The organism is Candidatus Obscuribacterales bacterium (assembly GCA_036703605.1).
GTDB lineage: Bacteria > Cyanobacteriota > Cyanobacteriia > RECH01 > RECH01 > RECH01.
Genome location: DATNRH010000597.1, coordinates 1 through 15,741, shown reverse-complemented (window position 1 = coordinate 15,741; position 15,741 = coordinate 1). Strand labels below are relative to the sequence as shown.

Sequence of the window (15,741 nt, the reverse complement as noted above, 5' to 3'; positions counted from 1 at the left end):
CTCGGAGGAAGATCTAGAAGCCTTGCAAGCAGAGGCTCAAGATACCTTTTATGAGCTGGTGTAGCTTTAACGCCCCAGCAGGTTGGGGATACCGTTACATCCACCCGGTACGGTTGCACGGGTTTTGCTACCGCCCCAAGCACAGCAGTAGTAGCGTTGTTCGTCTGATAGGCGAGCGACTTGGCTGAAGTTAGCGTTTTCGATCACGGCTCCGGTGAAAGCTCCCGTCTGATAGTTGGGGCGATCGCTGCGGGTGCGGGGGGTGGCTGTTGCTGCAGAGCCATAGTAGAGACGGGCACCCATGAGATCTGATCCCGTGAGGTTGGCATCGCAGAGAATCGTACGGGCAAAGTTGGTCTTGACAAAATCGCAGTGACTCAGATTGGCGCGAATGAGGTTGACTTCGCTCAAGTCAGTCCACCGGAGATCACTGCCAGATAGATTGGCTCCAGCTAGCATGACGCCTAGATCAATCACCCGCACACCTTCAGCTCGATCCTCTTGATAACCGCCAGCTCCGTCAAGAATGGCGCGTCCTAAACGGCGATCGCGCCTCAGAGGTGTCAATAATCGTGATTGGGACAGAAAACGAACAATTTTGGCCTTGCCGCCAGCGTCAACACTGCTAAGGATGGCGGCAGTGCGTCCTTCAGCGATCGCTCTTTCTTGGGGCCAATCTTCCAGCAGCCCCTCTTCATCCAGCACTAGATCGGAAATGCCTTGAAAGTAGGAATCAATGGTTTGCTGTTGAGTAATCGTATTTTGCTGAATCGTCAAATCCTTAGAAATCACATATTGCCGCCAAGCAATATAGACCGCCAGCACGGCGATTAAGATTTGTCCTAAGGCTCCAAAAGCATCTCCCAACGCTCCCACCGCTTCCCAGTTCACCTGAGTGGCCGCCCAGCGAGAGATCCTCTGCCCCCATGCCGCAAACCGCAGCAGCATTCCTAGGGCAAGGATGAGGCTGGCCGTTGCCAATAAGAGCGATCGCTGCTGAGGCGATAGAACATTAGCAACCACGTCATACAGCGCTGGCCCTATCACCGTTATGGACAGGATCAATAGAATTCCTGCGCTGGCTACCCCTAAGATGGCGCTGTTAATCAGCAGGCTAAGGAACGCCACAGATAGAGCAATGGCAAAGAGGACTGTGCGGGATGGCAACGAGTCGCTGGTCAGCAGGGGGGCTACCCTAGGCTCAGCCAATGGGATGGGGGGCGGCAGTGCTTCTGATGTAGCTGCAGAGCGAGGCGACTCCTCATGCGGAGGATCCGTTAACAGCATTGACCCCTCTGATCCATCACCGGGTTCAGAGGGGTTTACATCAGAAGCATCATCATTGGGCAAGGGAGAGTCAGTGTCAGCCGTCATGGAGTCTTGGATGAAAAGCAGTACATGGAAGCGATCGCTAGCTCAATCCTAGCTGGCATCCAACCATAGTGCTAAGTAGGAAATGCCATGAATGGGTCGTGCAGGATGCGATGCATGAGCAGTAGCGTAACGTATCAAAGCCTTACGATACGTAGACTACGGTCAAACTTAATAGCACCCTACACCACAGCTAATGGATCTCCCTCTACCTATGCACTTAGATTGCACGATTTCTCAACCTGAATCGATTCACGTCCACTGGTACTCTTGCCTAACTACTAGCGACCACAGACTCAAGACCGCATGGGAAGACCTGGCGCATAGGCCTCAACAACATTGCCGGTTTGTGAGCAAGTAATCATGAGGTAGTCGCAGGACGCGCATTGGGTTTGAACTTGCAACGTTTGACTCCCTAAAACATGGAAACGTTCTGCCAGACTGCCACAATTCGGACAACGGATAATTTGAATGGCTTGCATTTTAAAGATTCCTCAAAACTTGTGCAATGAACAACTGGAACTGTAGCCAGGGCACTAATTTCACGACATTAATGTTCACATTCCGTGAACTCTTCTATGGCGAGATGTGTCATCCCCTAGCCCTAAACCGTCATACCGAGAAAAATGGGTATTAAATTGAGCGAGGCGAAAAAAGATTCAAGACCTTACTGCCTTTAGAAAACCTATAAAGACCATATCTTTTATAGGCTGTCTTGACCGAAAGATAGCGAACCTAAAGATGCAACCCTTACATTGATTCCATGTCCAACATTATGCCTCCTGCAATTGGGGATCGCAGACAACCGACATAATTTATCATGACATCGAAGCAATAGCACAACATCTGTCTAAAGATCTAAATTTAGGTTTTATTAATCCTCACTAAATGCTCAAATAATTGTATAAAGGCTAACCATTGAAAACCTAATAACTTAAATGGGGGATCATATAGAAAGCATGAATTTCTATATCAAAAAGTACAAAACTTGCCCAGGAAAAAAGAGCTATCCATATAAATAATAGCCGGGGATCAAGTAAAACCGCATACACTGAAACATTAAGAAAATATGGACTTCCAGGTCTATGGATGGAAATGAGCCTCTGTCTCGTTAGTCTCAATCAGGTAATCTTTTCAAGTGCTGTTTATCACAAGCTTAATTCTCTAGGGCTCTATGAGGTTACTCAAAAAAAAAGGTGGTCTAGAGCTTTTTTAGGGGGCAATAAACTCTTAAACTCTATGCTGGTCAACGGTTGTAGAATCTAGTATCGGGTCTAATTTGGCATTGGTTCTCCCATTCCAACAGAGCGTCGCCCTGTAAAACCAAGACTTGCCTAAGTTCCGATGGAGTTGCTCGAACCTGGATGCCCCCATCAGACCCGTCAGCCTATCAAGTAGCCTGTTTATTAAGGGTAGATGCACGGCTCGGCGCTATCTGTTTTCGACTAGTCCCATCCAAATGGAGCCTAAAATAATCACCCCAAACCCTAGGCGGTACCACACAAATACCCAGGTGCTGTGTTTCTTGAGAAAGTTGAGGAGCCAGGCAATGGCTAAGTATGAGGAGATCGTTGCAGTAATAAATCCAGCAATGAGTGCCGCAATACTAGTACCCTCAAAGCCAACGTCAATCAAATCCCTTAAGCCCACTACACCCGCCAGGGTAATTGCCGGAACACCTAGCAAAAATGAAAAGCGAGCAGCAGCCGGACGGTTCAGCCCTATCAATAGCCCTGCCGTGAGGGTAGAACCAGAGCGGGAAACACCGGGCATGAGGGCAAGAGTTTGGGCCAGTCCCATCAAAATGCCATCTCGAGTGCTTAAGTCTTCATAAGTGCGTTTTCGGTTGCCCTGATACTCGGCCCAAGCCAAAAGCAGAGACATGACAATTGAGGCAAAGGCGATCGCTGCCATGCTGCGTAGGGGAGAGTTGTCAAAATTGGGCACAAGAATCTTGAGGGCTAATCCACCAATCACAATCGGAATAGTACCGACAAGGATGCCCAAGCCAATACGGAAATCCGTGGAATCATAATTAGAGGTTCTGATGGCGCGAAGGGTGCCTACAACAACCTGGCTCAAATCGCCCCAGAAGTACCAAAGAATCGATAGGATACTGCCCAACTGAATAAAGGCAGTGAAAGCAACCCCCGGATCACCCCAGCCCAAGGCAACCGGAACAACTTTAATGTGAGCGGTGCTGCTAATGGGCAAAAATTCTGTCAGGCCTTGAACAACGCCAAGCACCATCGATTGAATGATGCTTAGGTCGGCGATCGCTGGCGCTGACTCAGCAACTGGTTCTGTTGCCAAGGGCTGAACAACGCTCCCACTGGACAGTGTCCAAATTGATAAATGCATCATGGTTCGGTCAATACCTGTGCTTGTATGGTTTGATGTTCTAGGACTAGGTGTACTAATCAGCGAACTCCATGGGTTTTAGCCAGCCCCTATGCTGGCAGGAGTTTGGGTAAGGGTGCAACCTTCATGACAACACTTTTTCCAATTTTCATGGTTTTTCTGCAGACCCATCTCCGGCAAACCGTCTGATCTCTGAGAGACCATGTACGCTGTTTCGTTGCCTTGGTGCTTGACAGCCAATGGGAATGCCGCTGCAGGCATCATGGAGTTTTGAATCTGGTGTTGCTGCATGAAGATACACCATCAAGTCGTGGGAGCAAGATGCTCCCACGACTTGATGGTGAATGAATTGCTAGTGTGAGCGTCTCACTCACGGCTCACTAGCGCAAATCCTATCGCGATTCAGTAATGCCTCGAATTTCTTCCCCTCTAGCGTCAGCTATGACTATGCCTTGATCACCATGAATCAACAACCATGCCTTGATGGCGATTATGAGAACATCTTGCGATCGCCTAGGGATGATGACCGCTAGACGAGAATCTAAAAAGATGCTGCTCCTCAATCCCAACCTGGCTCAATGGAGATAGCCTATGAGCCGAGGGCAACTCAAGAACTTTTGGAACTTGTAGTTAAGATGCCCCCCCAGAGGATATAGATGTGATACGTTAAAAAAGATGAACTGACTGCTTAATAAAACTTTGTTTCCTACAGAGCCTTACACCAATGTCATTGAAGCCGTAGTGCCCACTGACTCGGCATTGCCCCTTGTTGATGCAAGTCCAAAAGCAAGCTGGCACCTATCATCCCCCTGGCCTGTATTCCTCGGGGCAGTTTTTTTAGTGTCCGTGCCGGTTTTGTTTCAAGCGTCCTTGGTGCGCTGGCAGCCTGAGCTGAGCATGGCCCTAACAGCAGCATGGCTAGGTCTAGCCCTATGGCTCTGTCAGCGAGAGCGTACCCGACTTTGGGGAGACCTGCTGGTGGGCTTTACCTGGACGTGGTTTGCCGGATCCATCTATTGGGGATGGATGCGCTGGGAGCCCCTTTGGCATCTTCCCATTGAAGCGATCGCCCTTCCCCTAGCTGTGATTTGCTTAATGCGCCGTCAGGCGATCGTAGGCAGTTGGTTCTATCTAGGCTCCCTCTTTGGGACGGTCGTCACAGACCTATACTTTTATCTATGCGATGTCGTTCCGGCTTGGCGACAGGTGATGCGCGCTAACCCCGACGAGCTACATTCCATCTTTCAGGGTGCATTGGCTCGCATTACTACTCCATGGGGGGTAGCCTTAGGCATGGCACTTGTGGGAATTTTGATCTTTGTTGGTTACATGCCCCTACATCTCCAACGACACTACACTTGGGCGTTTGGGGGGGCTGTGCTCAGTACATTGTTAGTAGACGGACTCTTTTTGATCGCTGCGATCGCCGCCTGAGTGAAGATATGATTGAAGTACTCTGAGACAGTTTAGTCTGGGAGTCAGCCCGATACCAAGCAGATGCCCCAACTCAGTTCGTACAATCCTCCGGATCAGAACTATAATTTCGGTCGGTACGGCTTGGACTTCTGACCTTAATGGAATGTCATGCTGACCGCAGACGGGTGCCTTAGGATACATCATAGGGATAGCTCAGTGGTTTTATAGTTGTCTGTAGTGGATTCACAACTTGTTCCCCATCTCATCCTACGGACAGAGTCCGGCAACCGTTATCTCTCTCTGACTGGCACAAGCTGCTGGACTGTAGGTCGAGGAGACGATAACAACTTTGTGTTGCCGGATCGCTGGATTTCTCGGAATCATGCCATGCTCCAGCAAATGGAGACAGGTGATTTCTACCTGATCGATCTCGGCAGTCGCAACGGGTCGTTTGTCAACGGCCGACGCGTTACCGTGCCCGTCACCTTGCGGAATGGCGATGGCCTCACCTTTGGGCAAACCGAGCTTGAGTTTTACTGTCCATCCAGCGATCCCCTTCCGGATGCAAAGGCAGGTGACAGTTCCCAAGACTTTACAGCAACAGCTACCCTCCATGTGCGTCGGCTGATCTCGGTCTTAGTGGTCGATATTCGAGACTACACGGTGATGACACGCCAGCTCGATGAGAAAATTCTGTCGGAGGTGATCGGCACCTGGTTTCGCCGCGCCGGAGACATCATTCGGGAGTATGGCAGTTGGGTTGATAAATATATCGGCGATGCCATTATGGCGGTCTGGATTCACGGATCCCAGGAAGTGGACCATAGTGAAATGATTCGGATTGCCCAAGCTCTCAGCGCCCTCCATGAGATGACCAGCCAGCTCCACGAGCGCTATCCCTTACCCTTTCCGGTACGAGTGGGGGCTGGCGTGAACACAGGCTACGCCATGGTTGGCAATACTGGCACCGGCGATCGCCCCGACTATACGGCCCTAGGGGATACGGTGAATGCTGCGTTCCGTCTTGAATCGGCAACCAAGGAAATAGGCATGGACGTCGCCCTCGGCGAAGTCACCTACAAATATCTAGCAGAGTCGATGCAACATACTGAGCTCTTTCAGCAGCGCAAGGTGGAGCTGAAAGGATACGACGTACCAACCATTACCTATGCCAGTTTTTTCGCCGATTTAGACAAATTCCTGCGAATCAACGGCTACCGTTAAGAGCTTAGGTGAGGTCACCTTGAATCTCAGCAGCTCTCATCGATTTCTACCTACAAGCTCCTTAAAAGTCCTTCAGGAATCCTTAAAAATTGGGGGATCGAAAGTGGTAGTCTCTAATTAAGTGCGATCGCACCCCCATGAGGTGTAAATCCCATTGGGTCGTGCCGGCGTTGCTGCCAGTAGAGAGGCGACGTTGTAAGTGATCACACTGAATTGATATATTGCCGATAAATTCATACTGGGAGGGATCTAACCCATGAAACGACTGGTTGGCGCGTTGATGATAGTAGGATTGTTGCTAAGTTGCCTGAGTTGGCTAGGAGTGCCCCAGCCGGCGTTTGCCGCCAACCTGGCACCTGTATCCTGGACGTCATCACCGGTTTTAGCAGCCGAGTTAAGAAACTCTGTTGATGATAAACTCGCCACCGAGTTTGGCAAAAAGATCGACCTTAACAACACCAACGTTCGCGCATTTACCCAATACCCAGGTTTATACCCCACCATTGCTAGCAAAATCCTCCGAAATGCACCGTTTGAGACGGTTGAGGATGTGCTAAAAATGCCAGGGCTCAGCGAGCGTCAAATTGAAATTTTGAAGGCCAATCTGGATAATTTCACCGTGTCAGATCCAGATGCTGCCTTGGTAGAAGGAGGCGATCGCTTCAACAATGGAGTGTATGGCGGTTAGTCTGCTTGAGGCTGACCTGTTAGCTGACGTAGTTTGATGTGGGGTAGAGGTTGGTCAGGTTAACGCCATGTCTGCCCCCATCACGATTCCATGTTCCTCGGCTCTAAAAACAGAAAAGCGACTCCATCGCCTGCTTTTGTAGCCAGTAGCCAGGTTCTATAAGCATCATGAATGCTCATGTCGTATCGGCATGGGCATTTGATTATATCCAGCCTCAATCTGATGACCTCCCATAGCCCCATGGGTTAAGGCCTCCAAAAAACATGGAAATGCTCCAAGGTTTGAACATTTTAGGACATGCCTTAACTAAACTGGCCATAGCTATGGGTTTCCAGTTAGATTCATCATCGTTAACATATCTTTAAGATTTCATTGAACAAGGATGACCCTCGTGCCCCAACAAGTGCAGCCCCAGCGTTTCGATGTCTTGGTGATTGGTGGGGGGGCGGCCGGACTCTATTCCGCACTGTGTTTGCCCCGGCATTACCGGGTGGGGTTGATTACCAAAGAGACGCTATTGCAGTCGGCGAGTGACTGGGCTCAGGGGGGGATTGCCGCCGCGATCGCCAGTGATGACTCTGTGCAACTGCACCTAGAAGACACGCTCAATGCCGGAGCAGGGCTTTGCGATTTAGATGCGGTGCGCTATTTGGTGAACCAAGCGCCAGACTGCATTGAATCGTTGCTGGAGCTAGGGGTCGCTTTTGACCAATCCGGCGATCGCCCTGCCTTGACCTTAGAAGCCGCCCATCGCCGGCCGCGGGTGCTCCATGCAGCGGATGCCACGGGGCGGGCAGTGGTGGTGACGCTAACGCGCCATGTTTACCAACGCCCCAATATAGAAGTCCTCTCCGGCACCTTCGTGTTTGATCTGTGGCTGAATCCTGAGACCGGTGAGTGCCAAGGAGCGATCGCTCTCCATAATGGCGTCCTTCAAGCCATTGAAGCAGCCGTGGTGGTATTGGCCACCGGGGGCGGCGGGCAGGTTTTTTCCCAAACGACCAATCCTCCAGCCAGTACCGGTGATGGCGTGGCCATGGCCTGGCGAGCTGGCGCAATCCTGCGGGATCTGGAATTTATGCAGTTTCATCCCACAGCCTTGATGAAACTGGGCGCGCCCCATTTCTTGATCAGCGAAGCCGTACGAGGGGAAGGAGCCCATTTGCTCGATCAGCACGGTCATCGGTTTATGTTTGACTATCATCCGGCGGGAGAATTGGCCTCCCGAGATATTGTCAGCCGGTCGATTTATCAACATCTGCAGCAACAAACCATCCAGGCAAGTCAGCGTGGCGATCGCTCCATTCCTCACGTATGGCTCGATCTACGCCCGATTGCACCGGAGGTGATTCAGCGTCGCTTTCCCACTATCATCCAGCGCTGCCAGAGCTATGGCATTGATGTGTTCACCCAGCCGATCCCGGTAGCTCCCGCCGCTCACTACTGGATGGGAGGGGTGTTGACGAATTTAGAGAGCGCCACCTCCATTTCTAGACTCTATGCCGTAGGAGAAACCGCCAGTACCGGAGTGCATGGTGCCAATCGCCTAGCCAGCAACTCCCTGCTGGAATGCGTCGTGTTTGGCCACAACATGGCCCATCTGCCCTTGCCGCCCCCTTGGCGCGATCGCCCTGGGGATGAACAACCTCTACAGGAGGCAGCAGCGATCGATGCAGCGCTATCGGACTTCCATGAGTGGAGATCGCATCTACAGCAATGGGTTTGGAGTCACGCGGGCATTTGTCGTGAGCAATCAAGTCTCGATCAGGCGATCGCCCAAGTCGCTGCTTTGCGCCAGCAGTTTAATCACCATGCCTTAAGTCAATGGCTGCTCAACACCGCTTTGCCCCAGATATCCCACAGCTCCATTGCCATTGATCCCTCTAAGATTGCCACCCTGCAAACCTGGGGTGAATTGCGCAATCTGCTAGATATTGCCAGCCTCATCCTCAAAAGCGCCGCCTTTCGCACCGAGAGCCGAGGCGGTCACTACCGACGAGATTACCCGGACGCGATCGCCCTATGGCAGGTGCATACCCTGGTTCAAGACGACCGTTTGTATACCTCTACGCCTGCCCCGCAGGTCGTCGAGCTGCCCTAGGGTAACCAGCGAGGACGTAGCCCCGGCAACAGTAACGGTTCTGGCTCTAAGGGTACCGGCACACCATCGTCATTCTGGGATAAGGGCAACAGCCATAGTTGACTATCGGCGATCGCCCGCCCATCTTGCCCGCGCAGAACGTTGGGATTCCCAGCGTCCTCGGCAGAAGGCGTCACCTGATCAAACAAAATGCTGAAGTTGTCTGGCGATAGACTCATCTGAACATCCTGCTGGATGGGAAGTTCTAGCAAATCAGTGCGATCGCCCGAGTCGAGGGAAAGAGCAACCAGATAGGGCTGTTCCACATAAATCTCACCGGGAACAATAGCCGCCTCATTGGCATTGGGATCAGATAGGCGCAAGGCTCGGGTAATTAAGGCATAGAGGATCGTTTTCTGAGCGTTAAACTGCGCCATCCGCACCTTGCCGCCATCGTTGGTGGTTAGCAACTCGGTTTGATCGCCTTGGTTGGTGACGATAAACAACGACTCTGTGAAGTTGGGATTAAACCGCACCATGGCAGCCGCCGATCCATCTGAAGAAAAGCTGAGCACTCGGCCAAACTGGGGCAGAAAATCTAAGGGTTCTGGAGCCGACTCCGAGCTAGACGCAGAATCCTCAGGTATAGACTCTTCCTCAATGGGGCGAATTGCCGTCCCTTCTCCTTGCAGAACGGCGATCGCTTCACTATCAGGCGTGATCAAAAAATCGCCCCCTGGTTCTCCCGGTAGGGGTTCTGCCGCCTCACCCTCACGGATGATCCAAAGACCATAATCTGCTGGATCTGTACGATTAATCCGCTGCACCACAATGGTTTGACCATCAGCCGATAGATCAAACTTGAGGTTTTGGTAATTGTCATTCCCCAACACCTCGCGGATAACCCCTGCTGACTCCTGAGGTTGGGGACGACGGGTATCGTTGTCAAAAAATTGATCCGGGACGTCATAGGCAATCCCCGTGGTCACGGTGTAGATCTTCAAACCAGCCACATTAGACGCATCCGATCGCTCAGCGGCAGAGAACAGGATGCGATCGCTGTTGGGATAGGGACGAAAATCTTGCACGGTTAGATGGTCTGGCGTGAGAATCGTCCGGCTACGGCGGGTGAGGTTTTGCATCACCAAGCGCCCGCGTTCTTCCCCTTCTATGCCTAAGTATACAAAGACGCGATCGCGACTTTGAAACTGCCCCACAAAAGGACGAAGTTGGGTGCGACGATCATCAGGATCGCTAAATAAATCGTAAGCTCCTTGCAAACTCACTTCAAAGCTATTGCCGTAGGGAAGAGGATCATTGAGGGTGTAGGCCATGCGCCGCCCAGCCCAACTCACCCGCCCTGAGAGTGGCGGCTCAATGCGCAGATTATTTTCCACACTACGGTGGTTCATCGGGCGGCTGAAGGTCAGCGTAAAGGCAATGTCGCTGGCACCAACGGAGCGGTCTTGCCAGCTAAAGTTGCGCACCCGTGGAGCAGCGCGATCGCCCTTAAGCAGCAGCAAGGCAACCAAGACCATCAGCACCAGCATCAGGGCGATCGCTGCACGATCGAGAGGTTGCCAAAATGAACGAGACGGGGAAGGTTTTACCGAAGCCATCAGCCAAACGTGATTGTACTATTATCCAAGTGAGACGCCCCTGCAAGCGGCAGGCAGGTTGTCTTGGTTGACTGACAAATCTTTTTGCGTAGACTGGGTTGGGCAATGGAAAACCCATTACCAGCCCAGATGCTGTTGGGTTACGCTAACGCTAACCCAACTTACGAGAGCATCAAAATTGCAAGAGTTTTGTCAGTCAATCAGCAGGTTGTCACTCCCTACAGGCAGACTAGAGATAGCTCAGCATAAGCACAACAACATCCGAGCATTCTCTCTAGGGCAATCTTTTGAGGGGTAATCTATTCTATCGTTGTTCGGTTTTCAGCCATTCTTCTCCTATGGGGCATTGAAGGACTTCCTCTACAATGAAGTTAACCACACCCCCAGATTGCGCTTAGTTCGTAGATGGTGCCTTTCTCCATGTAGGCGGCGTCATGCTTGAGTTAGGCGATTGGCCGTGCATGTGTGAGTAGAAAACGAGTGGCAAACCATGGGATTTTTTGACTCCGACATCGTTCAACAAGAGGCAAAGCAGCTCTTCGAGGATTATCAGTCGCTAGTGCGTTTAGGTGGCGACTACGGTAAGTTTGACCGAGAAGGCAAGAAGCTCTATATCGAGCAGATGGAAGCGGTGATGGATCGCTATCGCATCTTTATGAAGCGTTTCGAGCTATCCGAAGACTTTATGGCCCAGATGACGGTTGAACAAATGAAGACCCAGCTAGGGCAGTTTGGCATCACACCGCAGCAAATGTTTGATCAAATGAATCTCACCTTAGAGCGCATGAAGGCCGAGCTAGAACGGAATCCATAGGGCTGAATGAATGGGCTCGTTACAGGAGTTTTAGGGGCGATCGCTCCTAGATAACCCCATGTCAAGATATCTAAAAGCCTCAGTCTGTTTCCCTGTGACTGTTTCCCTGTGAGATGAAAGCTGAATATCCAAAAGCGGCACGGAGAGTCATCTCCATGCCGCTTTGTATCATGATGGGTCAAGCCTCATGCTATGACGGCTACTCTGCAACAGCCCGTTGTTCACCGGGGGCAAAGACCACCTCTGCATCCGAGGCTGCAAAAGCTGGAGCATGGGGGCTTTTCATATTGGTAGTATCTGCCGCCTGACAGGCCACCATAGTTTTCACATGTTCTGCTTCATCATCTCGAATGTTGACGAAGACGTCGTATAGATTGTCTACGGTAGGACGGCGAGACTCGGCCACAACGGCGGTTTGAAATTCATCAAACATGTAGAGATCGCCATCGCGGTAGTAGTTGATCGCAACCTGGGGAGCTGGTTGGGCCTTGAGGTCAGCTTCGTTCTCCGTCAGGAACTTATCGTAGGTGTCGTAGGCGTGGCCTTCCACGAGTTCCATGAAGTGATAGGCCGACTTAGGCGCTACTAGATAGAGACCTACAACAATCCAGTAGTACAACAGGGCTGCATGTTGAGCCAAGAAGCGATCGATCCAACGATCGTTCCCACCCAGGTCTTCCATAATCAACAAGTGGTGTAGCTCATTCCAAGATTCTGCAAAGTGAACCTTGAGCCAATCCGCCTTGCGCCACAGTCCAACGGTTTCATACAAATGCAGAACCGAGAGATAGGCAAAGTAGGGAACACGAGCGACGGTTTCTAATACGTAAAAACGTGGATAGGGGCGATCGCGATAGAGCACGTTGATGACAAAAACCAAGATTCCAACAAGAAGTCGAATCATACATAACTCCTGGCAATGATTTGTAATGATTGAGTAGACCTTGCATCGAACTCAAGACGTACCAACTTAGCCGTCGAACATGCAAAGGCAAGCTGCGGATAGACTCATCTAATGAGAATGTCCTGATGAAACTACCGATCCTTCTACGGATGATAAGAACTCAGAACCGTTCTTTTCGTTGGCTTAAAACCGTTGGAGATGAGGTTTTGAGATGAAGACTAGAAGGAACTATCAGGAGGCTTCCAGGTCGTCTGGGTTGCGATTGATACAGGACGGTGAAGTTAGCTTCAACCGTTCATAGTGGTCTCGGTGTCTACTCAGTAGGGGCAACAAGAATGAGGTGGGCTGTTATTGCTTGCATGGTTTGATCCTACCGATTTCTATCAGGTCTGTGTGATCCATCCATCGTTATATTCTTCTAACAATCCCTGAAAGATGTTGAGCAGACTAGCTTTTTTGCCATTGTTAAATGACTCTAAAAAAATAATCGTCACTCCTAAGATTTTCAGATATTTCTATTTGTTTCAGCGTGTGGTGTAAACACAACAAATAGTTATGAACTCTCATTTAAGGAGATGCTAACCGATAGGAATCACGGGCGATCGCCTCCTACCTCAACCCCTATGAACTCAACCCGATCGCGCCATTGACTGCTGTTCTATTCATGTTGCGCGGCAATAGTATTCATGGAAAGAACAACACATTTCGCATCATGGTCAAGAAACCCCTGGTTGGGTACCGGGAAGTTCTTGATCTGACGGCGGCAGAGAAGGAATCAGTCCCTGCTGCACCGCCTGGTCTTGCAGCGATCGCGGCAGGATATGGGCATCAACAGCCAGTCCGTTCACCGACACCATCCAGTTCACGGCAGGGGGTGGGATAGGAATCTGCCACCGGGCATCATCGGCAAGATGGAGGCGATCGCAAATCTGCTTAGATCGTCGATGGGTGGCGCTGGCGCTAGTACTACAGGCTGTGTATAACGCAGACGGGCTCAGATGCCGAGGATGATCGGGCTCTAGCCAACCATTGACCTTCGCGATCGCATAGAGAATCCCGCAGACCCAGACATTGGTTTGCCCACGGATCACCAGATCATCGGCTTGGCAACAGAGCGCAGCGGCGATCGCCTTTCCCCAAACTGCAAGATCAGGATCAAAATGGTCACGGCAGATCATCTCTAGCAATTGAACGATCGCTTGGTAGGTATCTTGAACATGATTGGGGATCTTGCCCAAAACCGGGGGAGTGGCAGAAGACTGGGGATCGAGCATGGCACCTAGGCAAACTAATCGGTCAATGGGGAAGCAGGCAGGACTGGCGCATAGACTGACTCCATGCCCTGCGGCCAAACTGGGGTTGTAGACCGCCGCGTCATTAATGTCCAGCCGTCAACCTGTCCCAATACTTGAGCATCGGTTGTATCCAGACGTTGTAGCGCATTGGCATCCAGTAAGAAATAGGTGCCGGGCGATCGCTGCCATTGGCGTTCAAGCCGAGGTTGGGCGGCAGGAATCACCCGGCGATCGCTATAGAAGTTCAGAGACGGTCGTCCATGGTGTGACGTAAAAATTTCGGCATCGGCAGGGAGCTGGCGAACCAGAGCCGCCACTGGCTGCACGGGATAGTCTTCGGATAATTCCCAAATCCAGTGGGGGGTAGACATCAACAGCAGCAGCGATACATAAGTCCCCCAAACCAAAATGCTAATAAACTGGCGATCGCCTCGGTGGCAGAGAATTGCGCACAGGGTTGCAGTAAAGCCAAAGGAGAAGAGGGTAAGTTGTAAACCAGAATCTCCAGGGATCATCCACGATCCAAAATAAAACCCACCTCCCCAACCCGCGATCGCCATCAGACCGAAGCCACCCACCCACCAATGGGGAGGGCGCAGCGGTCGTTCACCATCCGAGAGTAGAGAGGTTTGCTGCCAGAGCTGGCTCAGCGGCACAGCAATGGCGAGGGCGATTGCTGGATAGATGGGCAACCCATACCAAGGCAGCTTGGTGCTCATCACCGAAATCACCAGTAGATAACCGCCACTCCACACCAACACCAGCTTGGCCCAACTCATCGCTCGACTGCGCCACGCTGTTTGCAACGCGATCGGGACAAACATCAGCCAGGGCCAGCAGTATTTCACTATCTCCAGCAGGTAATACCAGGGCGGTCCCTGATGGTTTTCCACCGGCTCCCAAACCCGACTGAAGGACTGCCCCAGCATATGGGTTTCGAGAAAATCAGCGCCGTAGTAGAGCCCTTGGGCTGCATACCAAGCCATGACCGGGGTCGCCCCTAGGCCAATACCGCCCCAAAGGTACAGCGACGTCAGCAATCGTGGCGAATCCCAACATAAAAAGACCAAGGCGATCGCCCCCAAGAGCAGCGCTAGGATGCCCTTAGTGAGGCCAATGAGACCAAAGGCAAGACCAATCCCCAAGGCCCAGCGTGGATCTCTACGCGATCGCAGTACGCACCACACGAGCAGCAAAAAAAAGCACAGCACTGCTCCATCCAGCATGGCTAGCCGTCCATGGCGGGCGATCGGCAGCATGGTCAAATACACCAGCGACCCCAACACTGCCGCCGAGCGGCCAACAAAAATCTCTCGCCCCACAGCGTAGAGCATCGGTACCGATGCCGCTGTTAGCAAGGCGCAAGGCAGCCGACTCGTCCACTCATTCACTCCACCGATGTGGTACGCCAAGGCAATGAAGTTATGGATCAGCGGTGGCTTATTGAAGTAGGGCTCTCCCCAAAGAGTAGGGTATAGCCATCGAAAATCAGATGGATCGGCTCGCCAGATTTCTCGGGCTACTTGGGCGATCGTTCCTTCATCCCAGTCGCGCAGGGGTAGCGTCCCTCCATTCCAAGTCAACAGCACAATCGCTGCTAGCAGCAGCCCAGCAATGAGCAGTTGCTCAGACCAGCGTTCTAGGCGCTGCATCCAAACATATCGATCATGAAGCACCTGCGGCATAGGAATGGATGCAATAACGGTTTAGCAGTCTCTACTACATATAGCAGTAGACCTGCGAAGTTTGTGGGTTCTTCCTGTGATTTGATGGAGATCAGAAGCCTCGTTGTTCATCCCGAGCTGGTTGAACCAGACTTGCCTGTACGGGATGATCTCTATCGCACTCACATATTTCCCCTTCGCATTCTATCGAGATGTTGCTAAGACCCCCTTAAGGTTTTCCTGAGGCGCTACCTAAGATTTGTGTGGAAGTATGGCGGATTGTATGGACTTTTGTGGTTGTGGCC

11 protein-coding genes are annotated in these 15,741 nt (G+C 51.5%); 5 read left to right on the top strand and 6 right to left on the bottom strand.

Translation table 11 applies throughout. The features are described 5' to 3' along the window. Positions 1–66 precede the first annotated feature (66 nt). Both V6D20_12805 and V6D20_12800 read right to left on the bottom strand, forming a co-directional pair. The gene (locus V6D20_12805; GenBank protein HEY9816661.1) at positions 67–1,374 is read right to left on the bottom strand and encodes a pentapeptide repeat-containing protein; all 1,308 of its coding nucleotides are present in this window, start codon (positions 1,372–1,374) and stop codon (positions 67–69) included. Between the two features lie 1,428 nt (positions 1,375–2,802). Beyond that, positions 2,803–3,735 carry an undecaprenyl-diphosphate phosphatase gene (locus V6D20_12800; protein HEY9816660.1) on the bottom strand — a complete coding sequence of 311 codons (933 nt, stop codon included), beginning with the start codon at positions 3,733–3,735 and terminating at the stop codon, positions 2,803–2,805. Positions 3,736–4,431: 696 nt separating this feature from the next. On the opposite strand from V6D20_12800, the gene V6D20_12795 reads away from it, so the two are divergent. The 4 genes from V6D20_12795 to nadB all read left to right on the top strand — a co-directional run bounded on the left by V6D20_12795 (position 4,432) and on the right by nadB (position 9,161). Beyond that, complete coding sequence (locus V6D20_12795) at positions 4,432–5,166, top strand: DUF3120 domain-containing protein (protein ID HEY9816659.1); 735 nt, start codon at positions 4,432–4,434, stop codon at positions 5,164–5,166. Positions 5,167–5,385: 219 nt separating this feature from the next. Continuing rightward, entirely contained in the window at positions 5,386–6,372 is a 987-nt protein-coding gene (locus tag V6D20_12790) for an adenylate/guanylate cyclase domain-containing protein (GenBank protein ID HEY9816658.1), read from the top strand. A gap of 256 nt (positions 6,373–6,628) precedes the next feature. Then, positions 6,629–7,060 carry a photosystem II complex extrinsic protein PsbU gene (psbU, locus tag V6D20_12785; protein ID HEY9816657.1) on the top strand — a complete coding sequence of 144 codons (432 nt, stop codon included), beginning with the start codon at positions 6,629–6,631 and terminating at the stop codon, positions 7,058–7,060. A gap of 391 nt (positions 7,061–7,451) precedes the next feature. Then, positions 7,452–9,161, top strand: a complete 1,710-nt coding sequence (gene nadB / locus V6D20_12780) for an L-aspartate oxidase (protein HEY9816656.1) — start codon at positions 7,452–7,454, stop codon at positions 9,159–9,161. On the opposite strand, the gene V6D20_12775 is transcribed toward nadB, so the two are convergent. Then, entirely contained in the window at positions 9,158–10,759 is a 1,602-nt protein-coding gene (locus tag V6D20_12775) for a hypothetical protein (GenBank protein HEY9816655.1), read from the bottom strand. The two genes, nadB and V6D20_12775, sit on opposite strands and share 4 nt — an antisense overlap. A 490-nt stretch (positions 10,760–11,249) precedes the next feature. Between V6D20_12775 and V6D20_12770 the strand changes: the two genes are divergently transcribed. Beyond that, a complete protein-coding gene (locus V6D20_12770) occupies positions 11,250–11,573 on the top strand; it encodes a DUF1825 family protein (protein ID HEY9816654.1) in 324 nt (107 codons plus the stop codon). A 199-nt stretch (positions 11,574–11,772) separates the two neighbouring features. Here V6D20_12770 and V6D20_12765 read toward each other — a convergent pair whose 3' ends face one another. The 3 genes from V6D20_12765 to V6D20_12755 all read right to left on the bottom strand — a co-directional run bounded on the left by V6D20_12765 (position 11,773) and on the right by V6D20_12755 (position 15,457). After that, on the bottom strand, positions 11,773–12,477 hold the full coding sequence (locus V6D20_12765) for an alternative oxidase (GenBank protein ID HEY9816653.1): 705 nt from the start codon (positions 12,475–12,477) through the stop codon (positions 11,773–11,775). Between the two features lie 716 nt (positions 12,478–13,193). After that, a complete protein-coding gene (locus tag V6D20_12760) occupies positions 13,194–13,751 on the bottom strand; it encodes a DUF6398 domain-containing protein (protein ID HEY9816652.1) in 558 nt (185 codons plus the stop codon). Positions 13,752–13,765: 14 nt separating this feature from the next. Then, positions 13,766–15,457 (bottom strand): glycosyltransferase family 39 protein, encoded by a 1,692-nt coding sequence (locus tag V6D20_12755; GenBank protein ID HEY9816651.1) that lies wholly within the window; start codon positions 15,455–15,457, stop codon positions 13,766–13,768. Between the last annotated feature and the right edge of the window lie 284 nt (positions 15,458–15,741).

Bases quoted from the DNA above. Each gene is read 5' to 3' on its own strand.
- V6D20_12755 (HEY9816651.1), bottom strand. From the start codon at position 15,457: ATGCCGCAGGTGCTTCATGATCGATATGTTTGGATGCAGCGCCTAGAA.
- V6D20_12770 (HEY9816654.1), top strand. From the start codon at position 11,250: ATGGGATTTTTTGACTCCGACATCGTTCAACAAGAGGCAAAGCAGCTC.
- V6D20_12765 (HEY9816653.1), bottom strand. From the start codon at position 12,477: ATGATTCGACTTCTTGTTGGAATCTTGGTTTTTGTCATCAACGTGCTC.
- V6D20_12800 (HEY9816660.1), bottom strand. From the start codon at position 3,735: ATGATGCATTTATCAATTTGGACACTGTCCAGTGGGAGCGTTGTTCAG.
- psbU (HEY9816657.1), top strand. From the start codon at position 6,629: ATGAAACGACTGGTTGGCGCGTTGATGATAGTAGGATTGTTGCTAAGT.
- V6D20_12775 (HEY9816655.1), bottom strand. From the start codon at position 10,759: ATGGCTTCGGTAAAACCTTCCCCGTCTCGTTCATTTTGGCAACCTCTC.
- V6D20_12805 (HEY9816661.1), bottom strand. From the start codon at position 1,374: ATGACGGCTGACACTGACTCTCCCTTGCCCAATGATGATGCTTCTGAT.
- V6D20_12760 (HEY9816652.1), bottom strand. From the start codon at position 13,751: ATGCTCGATCCCCAGTCTTCTGCCACTCCCCCGGTTTTGGGCAAGATC.